General features: G+C 63.5%; 15 protein-coding genes. 6 read left to right on the top strand and 9 right to left on the bottom strand.

Annotated elements, in window-relative coordinates; translation table 11 throughout:
- The 4 genes from VJ923_RS02115 to VJ923_RS02100 form a co-directional block, all read right to left on the bottom strand.
- Positions 1-805: DUF4118 domain-containing protein (locus tag VJ923_RS02115; protein ID WP_326438046.1), on the bottom strand; the 805-nt coding region annotated here is incomplete at its 3' end.
- Complete coding sequence (locus VJ923_RS02110) at positions 792-2,339, bottom strand: TrkH family potassium uptake protein (RefSeq protein ID WP_326438044.1); 1,548 nt, start codon at positions 2,337-2,339, stop codon at positions 792-794. The genes VJ923_RS02110 and VJ923_RS02115, both read right to left, overlap by 14 nt.
- Positions 2,336-2,857, bottom strand: a complete 522-nt coding sequence (locus VJ923_RS02105) for a potassium channel family protein (RefSeq protein WP_326438042.1) — start codon at positions 2,855-2,857, stop codon at positions 2,336-2,338. The genes VJ923_RS02110 and VJ923_RS02105 overlap by 4 nt, the downstream gene beginning before the upstream one ends.
- Positions 2,854-3,288, bottom strand: coding sequence for a potassium channel family protein (locus tag VJ923_RS02100; protein ID WP_326438040.1), 435 nt, complete (start codon positions 3,286-3,288; stop codon positions 2,854-2,856). The genes VJ923_RS02105 and VJ923_RS02100 overlap by 4 nt, the downstream gene beginning before the upstream one ends.
- A gap of 359 nt (positions 3,289-3,647) precedes the next feature.
- Here VJ923_RS02100 and VJ923_RS02095 point away from each other — a divergent pair, with 359 nt between their 5' ends.
- Positions 3,648-5,732, top strand: a complete 2,085-nt coding sequence (locus tag VJ923_RS02095) for a SulP family inorganic anion transporter (protein ID WP_326438038.1) — start codon at positions 3,648-3,650, stop codon at positions 5,730-5,732.
- A 68-nt stretch (positions 5,733-5,800) separates the two neighbouring features.
- Here the strand turns inward: VJ923_RS02095 and VJ923_RS02090 are convergent, their stop codons facing one another.
- Entirely contained in the window at positions 5,801-6,244 is a 444-nt protein-coding gene (locus tag VJ923_RS02090) for a GNAT family N-acetyltransferase (protein ID WP_326438036.1), read from the bottom strand.
- Between the two features lie 152 nt (positions 6,245-6,396).
- On the opposite strand from VJ923_RS02090, the gene VJ923_RS02085 reads away from it, so the two are divergent.
- Both VJ923_RS02085 and VJ923_RS02080 read left to right on the top strand, forming a co-directional pair.
- Positions 6,397-7,260 carry an AraC family transcriptional regulator gene (locus tag VJ923_RS02085; RefSeq protein ID WP_326438034.1) on the top strand — a complete coding sequence of 288 codons (864 nt, stop codon included), beginning with the start codon at positions 6,397-6,399 and terminating at the stop codon, positions 7,258-7,260.
- Between the two features lie 20 nt (positions 7,261-7,280).
- Positions 7,281-7,502, top strand: a complete 222-nt coding sequence (locus VJ923_RS02080) for a hypothetical protein (protein WP_326438032.1) — start codon at positions 7,281-7,283, stop codon at positions 7,500-7,502.
- Here the strand turns inward: VJ923_RS02080 and VJ923_RS02075 are convergent.
- The 3 genes from VJ923_RS02075 to VJ923_RS02065 form a co-directional block, all read right to left on the bottom strand.
- Complete coding sequence (locus VJ923_RS02075) at positions 7,462-7,935, bottom strand: hypothetical protein (protein ID WP_326438030.1); 474 nt, start codon at positions 7,933-7,935, stop codon at positions 7,462-7,464. The two genes, VJ923_RS02080 and VJ923_RS02075, sit on opposite strands and share 41 nt — an antisense overlap.
- A 66-nt stretch (positions 7,936-8,001) precedes the next feature.
- Positions 8,002-9,498, bottom strand: a complete 1,497-nt coding sequence (locus VJ923_RS02070; protein WP_326438028.1) for an ATP-binding cassette domain-containing protein — start codon at positions 9,496-9,498, stop codon at positions 8,002-8,004.
- 843 nt (positions 9,499-10,341) lie between these two features.
- On the bottom strand, positions 10,342-11,778 hold the full coding sequence (locus VJ923_RS02065; protein WP_326438026.1) for an MFS transporter: 1,437 nt from the start codon (positions 11,776-11,778) through the stop codon (positions 10,342-10,344).
- A 340-nt stretch (positions 11,779-12,118) separates the two neighbouring features.
- Here VJ923_RS02065 and msrB point away from each other — a divergent pair, with 340 nt between their 5' ends.
- Both msrB and VJ923_RS02055 read left to right on the top strand, forming a co-directional pair.
- The gene (msrB, locus tag VJ923_RS02060) at positions 12,119-13,093 is read left to right on the top strand and encodes a peptide-methionine (R)-S-oxide reductase MsrB (protein ID WP_326438024.1); all 975 of its coding nucleotides are present in this window, start codon (positions 12,119-12,121) and stop codon (positions 13,091-13,093) included.
- Positions 13,094-13,304: 211 nt separating this feature from the next.
- Complete coding sequence (locus tag VJ923_RS02055) at positions 13,305-14,465, top strand: MFS transporter (RefSeq protein WP_326438022.1); 1,161 nt, start codon at positions 13,305-13,307, stop codon at positions 14,463-14,465.
- A gap of 172 nt (positions 14,466-14,637) precedes the next feature.
- Here VJ923_RS02055 and VJ923_RS02050 read toward each other — a convergent pair whose 3' ends face one another.
- Positions 14,638-14,787, bottom strand: coding sequence for a hypothetical protein (locus tag VJ923_RS02050; RefSeq protein WP_326438020.1), 150 nt, complete (start codon positions 14,785-14,787; stop codon positions 14,638-14,640).
- 649 nt (positions 14,788-15,436) lie between these two features.
- Between VJ923_RS02050 and VJ923_RS02045 the strand changes: the two genes are divergently transcribed.
- Positions 15,437-15,637 (top strand): helix-turn-helix transcriptional regulator, encoded by a 201-nt coding sequence (locus tag VJ923_RS02045; RefSeq protein ID WP_326438018.1) that lies wholly within the window; start codon positions 15,437-15,439, stop codon positions 15,635-15,637.
- Positions 15,638-15,641: the final 4 nt, after the last annotated feature.

Raw genomic sequence — 15,641 nt, 5'->3', positions numbered from 1 at the left:
CGTCGGACTCTTCTCGTGTCGGGCGCCGCTCTTCGCTGGGGTCGTTGCGCTCCACGGCCACGAGCGTTTGGGCGAGCACGGCGGCAAGCAGCGAGCGGCTCGAGCTGTCCAGCTCGCCGAGCGCGCAATCCACAGTTACCACGCCGCGGATGCGCCCCTTCAGCCCGAAGGGAAGAAACTTCTGCGTCGCGCTGGGGTACCCCAGCTCGCCGAAGCCCGTGGGACAGCGCTGCGCATAGCAGTCGAGGGCCGCGGCCTCCGCGTCGGAAGACGGCCGACCGAGGGTGATGACTATCGACCGACCGAGGGCCTTCGAGAGGAACTCCTCCGAGAAACGACAGGCCTCATCGGGGGTGGCGCTTTCGAACAGGCCGCAGCTCAGGCGGTTCAGGCGTCCGAGGGCCAAGGCGTTGCGCTCGGCGATGGTCGCCTGGCGGCGCATGCGGTGGGTGATGATGCCCATGATGAGCGCCACGATGAGGAAGATGACCAGGGCTACCACGTCGGTGCGGCTGAGCACTTTCAGCCCATAGGTCGGCTCGGTGAAGAAAAAGTCGTAGGAGAGCAGGTAGCCGACGCCGAGCAGCGCGCCCCACAGGCCCGAATCCGATTCCAAGCAGGCGATGAGGATACCCAGAACGAACACGGGGAACACCACAAGCGTGCTCACGTTGATGAGCGAGAACGCCCATACGGCCGCCATGCCGGCGCCGTAGAGCACGCCGACGACGACCAGGTTGCGCGCAAGGCGGCGCATCCGCCTGTTCCGGGCCGTTTTCGCGTTGCTTGCCTTACTGGTGCCCATGGCGCCTCCTTTTCACTATCATTCCAACCAGGGTACTTGCGCCCATGAACAAGGGGATTATCTCGAGACGTCCCAAGAGCATGCCGAGGCTGGCAATGTCGAGGGCGGCGTCGCTTGCGCTGGGGCCGAGAAAGCCCGTGCCCACGCCGGTGTTGCCGAGGCACGAGGCGAAGTCGAACGCGGCCTCCTGCAGCGTGGCCCCGCAAAGGATGAGCAGAAACGTGCCGACAATGAACACGAGCACGTAGATGACGACGAAGGTCTGGGCCTCTTCGATATCGTCAGCAGAAAGCACCGAGCGCTTGCCGAAGCGGTTGATCTTGATGCTCGTGATGCGGCGCTTGTTCCCGTAGCGCTGGCGAAGCCCGTGGCCCAAGCCCCGCGCCGCCACGGCGATGCGGTAGACCTTGATGCCGCCCGATGTGGAGCGGGCCTCGGCCCCGATGAACATCAAGAGCATGAACAGGAACATCAGCGCCGCGCCTAGATCGACAAAGGAGGGAATGGTCTGAAAGCCGGTGGAGGTGAGCACCGACGATACCTGGAACAGAGCGTCCCGCAAGGCCTCTGCCGCGTTTTCGCTGACGCCCTGGGCCAAAAAGAAGCCGGCCACCACCAGAGAGCCCACGGCGACGATGCCGAAATACACCGGCGTCTCAATATGGGTGAGGAAGGCCCGCACTTTGCCCTGCAGAAGAAGAAACAGCGCGAGGAAATTGAGGCCCCCGGCGAGCATGAGCACGATGGTGATGGCCTCGATGGTGGGGCTGGCCCAAAAGGCGATGCTCTCGGCGTGGGTGGCGAACCCGGCGGTGGAGACCGCGCACATGGAGATATTGACGGCATCGAACAGGCTCATGCCGGCCGCGCAGTAGGCGAGGACGCCTGCGGCGATGATGCCGGTGTAGATGAGCAGAATCATGCGAGCGGTCTTGGCCGTGCCCGGCAGCAGGCGGTCGGTGTGGCCTTCCGCGTTGTAGACGCCGAGTCCTCCGCTTGGGGTGATGACGCAGGTGAGGATGAGCACGAGGCCGACGCCGCCGAGATAACAGGTGAGGCTCCGGTGAAAGAGCAGCACCTGGGGGCACGTGTCGACGTCGACGACGCTCAGGCCCGTCGTGGTCAGCCCGCTGGTCGATTCGTAGACGGCCTGGGGAATGGTGAGCATGCCGGCCAGCACGAAGGGAGCAGCGTAAACGGCGATGGCGATAACCCATATCAGAAGCGTGCAGACGGCGGCCTGGCCCTTCGAAAGGCGAAACGCGCGGCTGGGGCTGGGCACGGCGAAGTACAGCAGGTAGCCTGCGGCCATGGCGATCAGCCCCGGAAAGATGAAGCAAGGGGCAAGCGCCGTCTCGTCGGGGTAGAAGGGCAAAAGGGCGAGGGGGGCAAAGGCGGCCATGCCGATGAATATCGTGGCGATGCCCACGTAGCTTACGATGGGCGCGCAGGAGCGCGGCCCCGGGTCGCTGGGCGGGCCGAAGGCGGGCGCAAGGGGTTCAGGGGCGGTTGCGTGTTCGGAGGGAAGGCTCACGCGCGGCCCTTCCCGAGAAGGTGCCACGAGCCAAGGAGGCGCTCGGTCGGGGCCTCGTCGTCGTAGAGCGCCATAGGTCCGGTCTGCCCCAGCATCGTGCCGATGGGCTCCTGGGAGGCCTCGTTGAGAGCTGCCTGAATGGCCTGGGCGAGTGTGGCGGTGCCGCTGATGGCGGCGGTGACTCCCAGCTGGCGGAAGAGCCCCACGTTCTCGGGATTTGCCACAATGCACAGCAGGCGGCGAATGCCGAGGAAGTGGTTCGCCACCTGGCAGACGGCGAGGTTGTCCGCATCGTATCCGGTGAGGGCCACGATCACGTCGAATCCCGCGATGCCCGCCTCTTCGAGGACCTCGCGCTTGGTGCCGTCGCCCCAGACCACGGTGCCGTCGTGGCGGCTTGCGAGGTATTCGCAGAAGGCGCGGTCGCTGTTGATGGCGACGACCTCCTCGGCGCTTTCGGCCAGCGTGGCCATAAGGTAGTCGGTTCGGGATCGCCCGCCCACGAGCGCCACTCTCATTGCTCGTCGCCCCCTTCGCGCCCAAGGCCGGTAAGGCGGTAGAATTCCTTCTCGCAGATGCGATGGGGGCAGATGGGCTCGGTTCCCAAATCTTCCAGTATCTCCACGAAAGCGTCGTCGTCCACCAAGGGCAGCACATGCCGCACGCCGTAGATCTCGCTTGCCAGTTCGGCTATCAGGAGGTTGGTGGCGTCGTGGCCTGTTGCGGCCACCACGTGAGTCGCCCGTTTGACGCCGCATTCCTCCAGCACCAGCGCGCTGCTGCCGTCGCCGGTAACAGTTTCGCCATCGAAGTCGTCGCCGAGCTGGTCGAAGGCGTCCTCGCGCATATCGACGGCCGTGACCTCGTGTCCCGCCGCCGCAAGGGAAGCGGCCAAAGCGGCGCCGAAGCTGCCGCAGCCAATTACGATAACCCGGGCTGTTCTCGCCATGCCCTCGCCTTTCTTCAGTCTCGATTCCTGCCGGGCGCCTCGCCGCGCGGGGCGCGTGGGAGAGCGGGCGGCGGCGCGCCCTTGATGCGGGCGAAGTCGATGCGCGGGGCCCCTGCTCTCTTTCACGGGCCCATGGTAAGGCTTGGCGATGCGGCCCGCGGCGTCAGGATGGTTTTGTTCGCAACTCGGAACCTTTGGGCCGGGCGACTCTGACTGCGTTCCCGTGAATCCTGAGAAAGAGCGAGCAATCTGCGGAAACGGCATCGGCGCATTGCGGGTATACTGTCTGCAGGAAGCAGGGGCGCACCGTGCGCTTTACGAGGGCGCGGCGAGCGACACCGCACAACGGGGGAGGGCGCATGATTATTCGGGCGATGGAGGGGTATCGAGCCGTCGATGCTCCCAAGGACCTGCTGGCGGGTCTGGTCATCGCGGCGCTGTCCATTCCCATTGCCATGGGCTACGCGGAAGTGGTGGGGCTGCCGGCCATCTACGGTTTGTGGGCCTCCATCATTGCGCCTTTGTCCTACGGGCTGTTCACCTCCACGCGGCGCGTGGTGTTCGGCATGGACTCGGCCGCGGCCGCCATGACCGCCTCCATGCTCGCGGCGGTGGGCGTCACGGCTCAAAGGGACATCATTGCCGCCATGCCGCTGCTCACGCTGTTCACGGCGCTGTTTCTGGTGCTGCTCGGTTGGGTGCGGGCCGGGCGTTTCATCCGCCGTATGCCGCTGCCGGTCATGCACGGGTTCATCTTCGGCATCGCCCTTACCGTGGTCATCGGTCAGGTGCCGCTTCTGTTGGGCACGACGGGAAACACCTCGGGCACCATCGTGGAGAAGATTGCCGGTATCGCCGCGTGTCTGCCGGGTGCCTCGGCGGCCTGCGTCATCGTGTCGGCGACCTGCATCGCGGGCATGTACCTGCTGAAGCGATTCGCGCCGAAAGTGCCGGCGGCCATCGTCGTGCTCGTGGCGGCCGCGGTCGCGTGCAACGGTCTTGAGGCGGCGGGGTTTCCCGTGGTGTTTCTGACGGAAGTGTCGGGAACGCTGCCCCGGGTGGCAACGGTCTACACCGAGGGCCTCGATGTCGTCGGACTGCTTTTGGCGGGGTTCGCCATTGCGGTAGTGGTGTCGCTGGAATCGCTGCTGTGCGTGGAGACGTTCTCGGCTGGAGAAGTGCCGGCGCCGGCGCCCGACGGCGAGATGCGCACCTTCGGCATCGCCAACGCGCTGGCGGGTCTTATCGGCTGCCCACCCTGCTCGGCTTCCATGTCGCGTACGGCTGCGGGCATTGCCTCGGGGTCGGTATCCCAGGTGGCGAGCTTGTTCTCGGCGCTCATCGTGGCCGTGGTGGCCTTCGCTGCCGGCTCGTTCATGAGCCTTCTGCCGCGCTGTGCCCTGTCGGCCATCGTTGTGGTGGCCCTGCTCGACATCGTCGATTTCGGGAAGATATCTACCTATGCCCTGAAGACGCGCCGCGAGTTCATGGTGTTCGCGCTGTCGGCCGCTCTGGTGGTGCTCTTTGGCGCGGTGGCGGGTATTTTGGGTGGCTTCATCCTGGCATTGGCCCTGCGTTCGGCTCGCGAGAAGATCGATTCCTCGGGCCCGGAGCTTTTGGGGGCGGTGCCCTACAAGCCCGAGGACCTGCCGGCGAAAAAGGATATCGACGTCGGGTTCAAGCTGGGCGTGGCGAAGCTGTCCGGCAACCTCTCGTTCATGAACATCGCCAAGGCCGTGGAGGAAATAGAGGCGGCCGCCGCCGGCAACGAGGCGCTCATTTTGAAGCTCTCGAAGCTCGACACCATCGACACCACGGCTGCCGACAAGCTGGACGAGATGCTCGATTCGCTTATGGAACGCGGCGTGCACGTGAAGCTCGTGCGCCCTATCAAGGAGACGAGCGACCACTACACCCGTTACGAGCTGCGCCGCCTCATGCAGGACTTCAAGTTCTACCCGTCGGTGCGCACGGCCATGCACTCGCTGGCCGAAGAGTACGCAGCCGAACAAGAGCCTCAGCGTCCCGATACCTGGCTCGCCGATGCGCCGGCGCCGCGCCGGCTGCGGAAAAGGGCCAAGGGCGGTGCCATCATCGACGGCGACCGTCCGGTCGTGGCCATCGCGGGGCTGCGCAACCATGCCGGCGATGTCGTCGATTCCGACGGCACGCCGTTTCTCGAGGACATCCGTGGCAAGCTCTCCTTCATGCAGTCGCGCCATGCCTTCCAGTTCGCGGCAGATTACCTGGAGGGCGGCGAGCGCGGGCGCGCCGACGAGAACGGGCACTTCTTCTCGAAGCTGCTCGTCTGGGACGATGCTTCTGGGGAAATCGTCTTCGACTACCGCGCCGGCGCCATGCGCACCTGCCGCGACGAAGCCGAGGCCGTCGCCCTCATGGAGCCCATCGACCGCACCATCCGGGAATTCGCTTTGGCGCAGTAGTCGGCATGAAAAAGCCCTGCCAAGCGAGCACACGGCAGGACTCGAAGGTGTGATTTGTAGAAGATGGGTTAGGCGCGCGTGAGCTTCATTTCGATGTGGGGGATGCCGCCATCGTCGAATTCGTCGGAGGTCTGCACGAAGCCGAGCTTGTCGTAGAAGCCGCGGGCCTGCACCTGGGCCTCGATGGTGATGACGTCGGCGTCCAGCTCCTCTTGGGCGATGCGGATGGCCTCTTTCATGATGCATCGGCCCGCGCCGCAGCCGCGCTCGACGGCGATGACGCGCCCGATGGAGGCCGTCTCGTGGGTGACGCCGGCCGGCAGCACCCGGGCGTAGGCGCCGATCGTGCCCTCGTCGTTGCGGAAGTACACGTGGATCGCCTCCTTGTCGGCGTCGTCCACTTCCTGGTAGGGGCTCTGCTGCTCCACGAGGAACACCGCGCAGCGCAGCTTCAGCAGCTCGTGGTACTCTTCCAGCTCCAGCTCATTGAAGCGCTTGATGACAAAATCCATAGTCAGCCTTTCTCTCACGTGTGTGTCGCCGACACCTTAGCATGAAAGGAAGCTTTTCGCATCATGCTCGCCCCGCGCGGTTTCTGCTCGTGAAATGCGAGGACGGGGGAGGCGACCGCGCAGTAAGCTGTGAACCGTAAGGAGGTGCGGGTGTGAATTGGCTCGAGGATTTGAACGCCGCCATGCGCTACATCGACGCGCATTTGACTGAGGACGTTTCCGTGGCGACGGTGGCTCGCGTTGCCGGTTGCTCGCCGTTTCAGTTGGAGCGCATGTTCCCCTATTTGGCGGGTACCACGCTGGCTGAGTACGTGCGGCGCCGGAAGATGTCCCAGGCTGCCATCGATTTGCGCGAAGGCGGCGATCGGGTAATCGACGTGGCCCTGCGCTACGGCTATGATTCCCCGACGGCGTTCAGCCGGGCTTTTCGGGCCGTGCACGGGGTGGCGCCGAGTGCCGCTCGCCGGCCTGGCGCCGTGCTCGCGCTGTATCCGCGCCTCGTGTTCACCCTTTCTGTGCAAGGAGGAAATGCGATGGAGTATCGGATTGTCGAGAGCCCCGAGTTTCGCGTCGTGGGCATCCAGGCCGACAACGGTCCGTGGAGCATTGAGTGCGCCGGTGAGAAGGCCACCGAATTTTGGGCGTCGGTAGGACCGCGCGTGCATGACGTGCTCGCGTGTATGGATGGAAGCGAGCCCGCCGGATTGCTGGGCGTGCAGTTCTGCGAGAAGGGCGCCTTCGATGGCTATATGTGCGCCGTTGCAACGGGGGCGCCGTGCCCCGAGGGCATGACCGAGCGTGTGGTGCCGGCGGCCACCTATGCGGTGTTCTCCTGCGAAGGGCCCATGCCCGATGCCATGGACAGCCTGTGGCACCGCATCCTCGCCGAGTGGCTGCCCAGTTCTGGCTATACTTGGGAAACCCATGCCGATGTGGAGCGCTACCTCACTCCCGGCATGACGGCGCCCGACAGCAAAAGCGAGGTGTGGCTGCCCGTTCGTCCGGCGGAAGGCTAGACGCATCGCAAGCAGGGCCCATGGCATTCGATTTCAAGAAGGAATACAAGGAGGCCTTCCACTGGATCGCGCTGATTCGGCTGCCCGACTTCGTGACAGCCGAGGAGTTCGCGTGGGCGCAGGAAGAGGCGGCGCGCAAGAAGGGCATCGACACCTCGGCCGCCGAACTTTTGACCATCGAAGAGGGCCTGTGCGCCCAGATCATGCATCTTGGCCCCTACGACGACGAGCCTCGGCAATGATGCCGATGCCTTTCTGGGCGCACCAGTGCCGGACGAACTCCTCGTCGCATTCGTCCCAGTAGGCGAGCTGCTCGGCGTTCAGGCCCAAGGCCGTGATTTCGCTGAGGAAGAAGCCGATATTGCGCTTGCGGCGAGCTTTGCGGCAGGCTCGGGCCAGCCTGGCGCGCTGCTTGCTGTCCACAACGCGCAGGGCGGTGAAGTCCTCGGCGCGGGAGTACAGGTCGGTCATGGAGCGGTCGGGCAGCTGGATGAGCTCGTCTGTGCGCTCCGAGAGCTCCTCGAAATGCGCCGGGTCGTCGTACTCGTCGGCTTCCCCGTCCCAGAGAAAATGCGTGACGCCGGTGTTGGGGTCGAGGAAATAGCCGTAGTCCGCGAACTTCGATTCGCGGTCGACGGCATCCATTAAATCCGTCAGGGTGACGTTCAGCTCCATGGGCGCACCGATCTCTCTGCGTTCTTTCGAAGGCCTATTGTAGCAAGCCGGCCCGGGAAGCGCACTTCAGCGGACGTTGAGTTCGAAAGTGTTCTCGCCGGCAGCGCTCGGCTCGATGGCCCAGTGAAGGGAGCAGGCCGATTCCACCAGCAAGGGGTCGTGGGAAACGAGGATGAGCGCGCCGGGATACTCGGCGAGCATGGCCTCGAGCGCTTCGATGGAGCCGAGATCGAGGTGGTTGGTGGGCTCGTCCAGCACGAGCAGGTTGGGTTCGCCCAAGAGCTGCTCGGCCAAGATGAGCTTGCGCATTTCTCCGGGGCTTGTGTCGGCGCCGTCGAGCAAGCGGTCGGGATCGGAGTTGAGTCCGGCCACCAGGCCGAGCACCCGCCCGGCGCTCGCGGCATCCATGGCGTGCAGGCGGGCCAGGGCGCCTTCCCGCTGCGCCTCGCTCACGCTTTGGGGCACGTAGGCGACGCGCACGGTTTCGGGCACGCGGGACAGCAGGTGGCGCACGAGCGTGCTTTTGCCCGTGCCGTTGCGGCCGGCCAGGCCGATGTGGTCGGTGTGGCCCACCCAAAGCTCGGGGACGCGCAGCGAGAAGTCGCCGGCGTGCAGCACCGTGGCCTCGCAGTGGGCGACGGTCTTCGCTGAGGCCGGCCCGCCGTAGATGGAGATGCGCGAGTCGTAGCGCTTGGAAACCGCGATAGCCCCGGCGCGCTCTTCTGCTCGTTGGAGGCGCGAGGCGAACGAGGCGGAGGCTTGGCCGGCGATGCCGTCTTTTCCGGACACCTTCGCCCGCCCAAGACGCTCGCGGGTGTCGCTGTCCCCCTTGGCGACCTTGCTCGCGCTCAAGCGCGCCTTCGACTGGCTGGCTGCCTCGCTGCGACGCACGGCCTCGGCGCGCAGGCGTTGGGCCTCGCGCTTGGCCGCCGCTTTTTCGCGAAGGGCCGTCTCGCGTTCCGAGGCCGTCTGAGCCGATACCTGGTCAAAGCCACCGGGGCGCATGAGCGCGCGCCCGTCTTCGAAGGTGAGGCACTGCCCGACCAGTCGGTTCAGCAGCGCGCGATCGTGGGAGATGAGCAGCCCGACGCCCTGAAACGACGCCAGCGCTTCGGCCACCATGGCTCGCGTGGCGGCATCCAGGTCGTTGGTCGGCTCGTCCATGATGAGCACGTCGGGTCGGCGGCTGAGGGCGCAGGCGATCTGAACGCGTTTCTGCTGGCCGCCGGAAAGGTTCGGAAAATCCCATAGCCAGCTGTCGTCAACTTCGAGTTTCGCGCGCGCGTCGATGGCCTCGGGACTCCAGTCCGAGGCGAAGTCCATGAGATTGTCGGGCTCGATGGAGGAGTCCTGGGGGCAATAGGCGCCGAAGAGCTTTGGCGTGACGGTTCCTGTGTCGGGTGCGATGAGCCCTGCGGTAACGAGGGCCAGCGTGGTCTTTCCGCAGCCGTTGTCGCCGATGATGCCCGTCCAGCCTGCAGGGAAGGTGACGCTTACGTTGGCGATGGCCGCCTCCGATGCGCCGGGATAGGTATAGGTGATGTGGCTAAGATTCAATTGCATGGCGGTCCTCCTGAGGGAAGGGCCGCGCTGGGCGCGAGTGCTTGGCGTGGGAGTGGCACGTGACGTTGCCGGAGCGGAATACACAGCGATGCGGCGCCCAAAGCGCGACCAGAACGGTAAGGTCGTGATGGGGCCCAGAGGGCATCGCTAGTTCTTCATGCACCGTGCCTTTCTCGAGGCGTCGCTTGCCAAAGGCTCCGCCGAAACAGTGGCCCCATTGTAGCAGCCCCGCAACCGACTGAACAGCCCGCGTGGAAAACCCCCGCCGAAAGTCCCACGCCGAACATCCGCCCCGAAAGCCTCGCGCTGGAGGCCCTGCGCCGAACATCCACGCCGAAAGCCTCGCGCCGGAGGCCCTGCGCCGAGCATCCACGCCGAAAGCCTCGCGCAGAAGGCCCCTCCCTTCGCCCTCCCGCCCCGAAAGCCCTGCTCCGAAAGCCCCTCCCCTTCGCCCTCCCGCGCCGAAAGCCCTGCCCGGATAATCCGCCCCGAAAGTCCCGCCCCGAAAGTCCCATGCCGGAAGCCCCTCGACGGAAGCCCCTCGACGGAAGCCCCTTCCCATCCTCCCTCGCTTGTGCCGCCTGGCGCAAACCGCACTTTTGTATAGTTTGCGCCGCGAATAAAGGGAGATGGAGCCGCTTTTGTATGGAACGGGCGGCGATGGCCATACTTTTGCATGGTTTGCGGCGGGAGCGGGAAACGCGCAGCGGGAGCGGGGCACGCAGCCGGGGCAGGGCGCGCGCAGCCGGGGCAGGGCACGTGCAGCCGGGGCAGGGCGCGCGGCGGGAGCGGGAAACGCGCGGCGGGGCAGGGCACGCAGCCGGGGCAGGGCGCGCGCCAAGTCTAGCTCTGGGAGGGCGCGGGGGTCGCCGCCTGCTTTTTGTGCCGCATGATGCGGGCGAACACGACCGATGCGACGAAGGCGACGGCGAGAATGCCGATGGAAATCAGCAGCGTGTGGGAGAAGCCCGAGGCATAGGCGTCGGCCTTGGACATGCCTTGGGCCACAAGGCGGTCGGTGTCGGCGGACATGATGCCCACGAACAGAGCCGAGCCGATGGATCCCGCAATTTGCACCAGGGTGGAGTGGATGGACGACCCGTGGGCGTAAATCGCTTTCGGCAGCGCGCCCAAATCCACCGCCTTCAGCGTGGGGAACACGAGGCCCACGCCGATATAGGAGGTGGCGACGAACGCGATCATCGGAACGATCAGCATTCGCGCTGACGTGAATTCCACAGCCACGTAGCTTCCGAGCAGCAGCAGGAAACCGAGGGGGATGAGCGGCCAGACGCCGTGCTTGTCCTCGATGCGCCCGCCGATAAAGCAGGAGACGGCATAGCACAGGATGGGCGCGCACAGAAGGCAGCCGGCGATGAAGGCGCTGTATCCGGCGGTGCCCTCCAAATACAGCGGTACGAGCAGGCTCATATAGATAGAGCCCATGTAGCCGAGCATCATGAGCAGCTCGCCGAGCACGAAGCGCCCGTGCTTCAGGGGCGCCAGATTCAGCAGCGGATCGGCGATAGAGAACTGGCGCCAGACAAACAGCCCAACAACGAGCGCGCCGACAATCATGAAGCCAAGAGAGGGCAGCATGTCGTGGGTCACTTCGTTCAGCCCGAAAATGAAAGCGCCGAGGCCGACGAAGCTCAAGCCCACGCTGAGCACATCGACGGTCTTGTTCTCGCGAGCATAAATGTCATGCAAGAAGAAGAACCCGAGCACAAGCAGGACGATGGAGATGATAAGCGGGATGAGGAAGAGCGCGCGCAGACCCGCGTAGGTGAGCACGGCGCCGGCGATGAGCGGCGCGAAGGCGAGGCCCACGCCGATAACGCCGCTGTTGAGGGCGAGCATGGTAGCGCTTTTCCCCGCAGGCGCCAGGGTGAGAATGACGCTGGTGACCACAGGGAAGAACAGCCCCACGGTGAGCGCTTGGACGAGGCGGGCGACGAGCATCATGGGGAAGTCAAAGGCCAAAACGCCCAACAGCGAACCGACAAGCGAGGTGGCGTAGCCGAACAGCATCACCTTCCGAATGCCGTAGCGCTTCAAAAGCGAGGCGGCCATGGTGATGACGGTGGCGGCTACGATGGTGAACCCCAGCACAAGCCAGTTGGCCACTGAGAGGCTGATGCAAAAGTCGGTGGCTACGGTGTCAAGGGCGATGTTCATGAGGGACTGGTTGAACGAGGCCAACAGGTTGCTGGCAAGCATGAGCGCCACCATGATGTTCATGGCGCGCCCCGTGGGGATGGCGGGTGCAGCTTGGGCCATGACGCTTCCTTTTGCTGGTTGACGTGCGATAAGTAATGCGCGGCAAGGCGGATTTGCGTTCACGCTACTCCTTCGGCGGGGCGGTTGAGGGGCAGGCGCCGGGGTCGTTGGCGGGGCGATGTCCAACAGTCACTTTGCGGAAGCGCAATTCGTCGCCTGTCTCGTTGACATTTGTCAACAGGGTCGTTGCATGTTCGGTCCGGCGCGCCGCAGCACCGAGTCCTTTGCTACCGTGAAGAAGCGCATATGAGGAGGGAGCCGGCCGAGGGCGCGCGGCGAGACGGCGCGCCGGTGGCTTCCGATGCGAAATAATGGGCGGATGTTTTCGAAAGGACCCGTTATGAACAAACGCGAGATTTACCTGGCCGGCGGCTGCTTTTGGGGCACTGAGGCGTACTTGAAGCGCATTCCCGGCGTGCTGGAAACTGAAGTGGGCTATGCGAACAGCGCCGTGACAGTGCCGACCTATGAAGAGGTCTGCTCGGGCGAGACGGGGGCCACCGAGGCGGTGCGGGTCGTCTACGATGCCGACGTGCTGCCGCTGCCGCTGCTTTTGGCGGCCTACCTGCGCACCGTGGACCCCTTCTCGCTCAACCGCCAGGGTAACGATCGCGGCACCCAGTACCGCACGGGCATCTACTGGACCCGCGAAGCCGACCGTAACGCGGTGGTGTCGGCGCTCGTGGGCATCGCGCGCAAAGGCGGCAAGAATCCGCGCATCGAGGCGGGACCTTTGCGAAACTTCTACCCTGCCGAGGCCTACCACCAGGATTATCTGGGCGTCAACCCCTTCGGCTACTGCCATGTGAACCTGGCCGATGCACGCGCTTTCTCAGAAGAGCACGCGGCGGATTTCGCCATCGCCGAGCAGGGCTATAAGCGGCCCTCCGATGAAGAGATTCGCGAGAAGCTGACGCCCGAGGCGTTCGAGGTAACCCAAAAGGCAGCCACGGATAGGCCCCATGCGCACCCCTATGACCAGCAGTTTGAGGACGGCATTTACGTGGACGTGGTCACGGGCGAGCCGCTGTTCAGCTCGCGGGACAAGTTCGATGCCGGCTGCGGCTGGCCGTCGTTTTCGCGGCCTCTGGCCGAGAGCGTCGTCGAGGAGTCGGTGGACGAGTCCATTCCCGGCATGCCGCGCGTAGAAGTGCGCAGCACTGCGGGCGACAGTCATCTGGGCCACGTGTTTCCCGACGGCCCTGCTGATTTGGGAGGCCAGCGCTACTGCATCAATGGTTCGGCGCTGCGTTTTATCCCCGCCAACTGCATGGAAGCTGAGGGCTACGGCTATCTGCGCGACACGGTGCTTTAAGGGGATGATGGGCGGAGGGGAGGCCGAGAGGGCAAAGGCGGCGCGCGTGTATGCCGACAGCTTTCCGAAGAGGCCGTCGATAAAACTGAGGACAAAATAGCCCGGTTGGTTAATTTGGGGCTGCTTTTTTGTAGGGGGCGCCAGTATCTTTGCCCCAAGCCGGTCGGTACACTTCAATACGGAAAACGGGTCTTTCGTATGGAGTGGCAAAGTGGCCAGACGCAGGCTTTTTACTGTGAGTTTCATTAATCTATTTGTGTTCGATGTCCTGTATCAGCTGGTTGCGTACATGACGAACTCAATTGTTTCCGTTTACGCACTGTCCTTCGGTGCTTCGTACGCGGTTGCCGGCGTGCTGGCGGGTTTGAATCCCGGGTCGTCTTTCGCTTCAAGGCCCTTTATTGGCGCCGTCGCCGATCTTTTTAGCAAGAAAACGCTTCTTGTCGCTAGCGCAGCTCTCTTTTTTCTCGCCACGCTCGGCTGTTCGGCTTTCGAAAGCTCGCTCATGCTTGGCTTGTGCAGGGTGGTCCAAGGTGTCTCGTTTGCGCTAAGGTCTGCTTGCGTTGCGTCTATAACGACGGTCATCGTGCCGGCGGAGCAGCTCGGCAAAGGGATGGGGTGGATGGGGATGTCCTCTGTCGCATCGAGCGCATTTGGGCCGATGGTTGCCGAGCGAATAGGAATTCTTTTCGGATACCAGAACAGCTTCGTGGCGGCTAGCGCGCTCTTGCTCGTGGCATTGCTTCTCGCCGTTGCGCTGAAGAGGCCGCCGAAGCCTGACGTGGGCCGAAAGAAGACTTGGGCAGAAATAGGAAAGAGCATCCATCTGAAAGGATTTATATACAAGCCAGCTCTTCCATATTGCCTGATAGGAGGATTGTCGGCCGCGCCAATTGGAGTCGCAATGCCGCTCATCATTGTGGCCGCAGAAGACAGGGGCATTGCGGACCCTACGCTCTTCTTTGCGTTTTACGCCTGCGTGGCGCTTTTGGGCAGACCCATTTTTGGAAGGGCTTCTGATTCGGTGGATCTAAAGAAGATTGCCCTGCCTTTGCTCGCAGCAGATTTAGCTGCTGTGGTGATTCTTATGTTTATGTCCAATACGGCCATGGTATGCCTTGCGGGCGCTTTGCTGGGCTTGGGCCAAGGGGCGCTGTTCTCCGTTCTGCAAGCGCAATCGGTGAGAGACGTCGATCAGGCTTCGGTGGGCAAAGCGGCCAACACCTACTATATAGGGCCCGATTTAAACCTTTGTATTTCTCCTATAATTGGAAGCGCTCTCCTTGGTGCTTTTGGCGTAACGGCAATGTTCGGTTATGCGGCAATAGCGGTTTTGCTGGGGATTGTTCTCGCGTGTATGTACGACATCTGAGACGGCCCTCGGCGTTAAGGTCCCTCCGCTGCTTCGGGCCGTGCTCGGTGTATTTGTTGGCGAGGGGATTGTGGTGGGCGTCTCGCAAAGATAGCGGCCAGCTTTTTGCGTAGGTGCCGTCCCGTGATGGCCGGGCTTCTCATGTGGCCTCGGTTTTTTGAAGCGCGCGCCGTCATGCTTGCTTGGAAATCTGCTTCTCCAGATCTGCCAGGAGGGCTGTCGCTTGGTTTTCGAGCGAGGCTTTATTGGCATCATCGAGGTCCAGCGTGCTGGTGGTGAACATGGTCCGGGTAAAGCTCATGCTGGTGAAAGTGGCGGGCACGAGGTGCATTTGCAAAAAGTCGAACGTAGGCAGGAGCTCCCCGTGGCTGTAGCGTGCACAGCTGGAGCCGCCGACGCCGCTGACGGTGGCGGTTTTGCCGATGATGACGGCGGGGGAGCCGTCGCAGCGAGCCGAAGATGGCCAGGATGCGCGGTTTCGGATGAGGCGATTGTTCCGGCATGGGCGATTGGCTGGTCACAAATACCCCTTTCTCGCTCTCGCGATGATACTCATTGCGCCCTCAGGCGATTTGGACGGCTGGTTGTTGTCAACTAAATGAGCGATTTCTGCCACGAAATTGCGATTGAGCGAGTTCATGCAACGCGTCAATGGCTCAGGAAGAGTGCCAGCGGTGCAAATCTGAGCGAAATTTAACGATATACGTGTAGTAGAAGAGCTGGTAGTTCCGGAAGGACTCGCACAATCGCACTTTTTGTGACCAAATCGGGCGCTGTTTAGGCAAAAGGGCATTGACTTCCAAGAAATGTAATATATACTTTGCAAATGTAAGGTATATATTGCATGTCGGCGGGCGAAGCGCCTGATGTGAAGGTCCGCCCCGGACAGGTAGCGAATTGTTGGCCATGAGCGCACGCTGCGTCTGCAGCGAGAATGCCCGCGCATGGGCTCATCGAAAGAAGGGAGCGTTTTGGAAGGGGAGAAGAACCTGCGTATGAAGACGGCGCGTATGGAAGCGGGGCTGTCGCAATCCGATTTGGCCGAGCGCGTTGGAGCGACGCGCCAGACCATCGGCCTTATCGAGGCCGGCCGCTACAACCCGAGCTTGAAACTCTGCCGAGCCATCTGTCTTGCGCTCGGCAAGACGCTGAACGATTTGTTCTGGGATTAGAAGG

Origin of the sequence: Adlercreutzia shanghongiae (assembly GCF_035830635.1) — a bacterium.
In the GTDB taxonomy this organism is placed as follows: domain Bacteria; phylum Actinomycetota; class Coriobacteriia; order Coriobacteriales; family Eggerthellaceae; genus Adlercreutzia; species Adlercreutzia shanghongiae.
The sequence above is the reverse complement of the archived record's forward strand: the minus strand, read 5'-3'. Positions and strand labels throughout refer to the sequence as shown.

Bases quoted from the DNA above. Each gene is read 5' to 3' on its own strand.
- VJ923_RS02090 (WP_326438036.1), bottom strand. From the start codon at position 6,244: ATGGATTTTGTCATCAAGCGCTTCAATGAGCTGGAGCTGGAAGAGTAC.
- VJ923_RS02105 (WP_326438042.1), bottom strand. From the start codon at position 2,857: ATGAGAGTGGCGCTCGTGGGCGGGCGATCCCGAACCGACTACCTTATG.
- msrB (WP_326438024.1), top strand. From the start codon at position 12,119: ATGAACAAACGCGAGATTTACCTGGCCGGCGGCTGCTTTTGGGGCACT.
- VJ923_RS02080 (WP_326438032.1), top strand. From the start codon at position 7,281: ATGGCATTCGATTTCAAGAAGGAATACAAGGAGGCCTTCCACTGGATC.
- VJ923_RS02065 (WP_326438026.1), bottom strand. From the start codon at position 11,778: ATGGCCCAAGCTGCACCCGCCATCCCCACGGGGCGCGCCATGAACATC.
- VJ923_RS02100 (WP_326438040.1), bottom strand. From the start codon at position 3,288: ATGGCGAGAACAGCCCGGGTTATCGTAATTGGCTGCGGCAGCTTCGGC.
- VJ923_RS02095 (WP_326438038.1), top strand. From the start codon at position 3,648: ATGATTATTCGGGCGATGGAGGGGTATCGAGCCGTCGATGCTCCCAAG.
- VJ923_RS02075 (WP_326438030.1), bottom strand. From the start codon at position 7,935: ATGGAGCTGAACGTCACCCTGACGGATTTAATGGATGCCGTCGACCGC.
- VJ923_RS02070 (WP_326438028.1), bottom strand. From the start codon at position 9,498: ATGCAATTGAATCTTAGCCACATCACCTATACCTATCCCGGCGCATCG.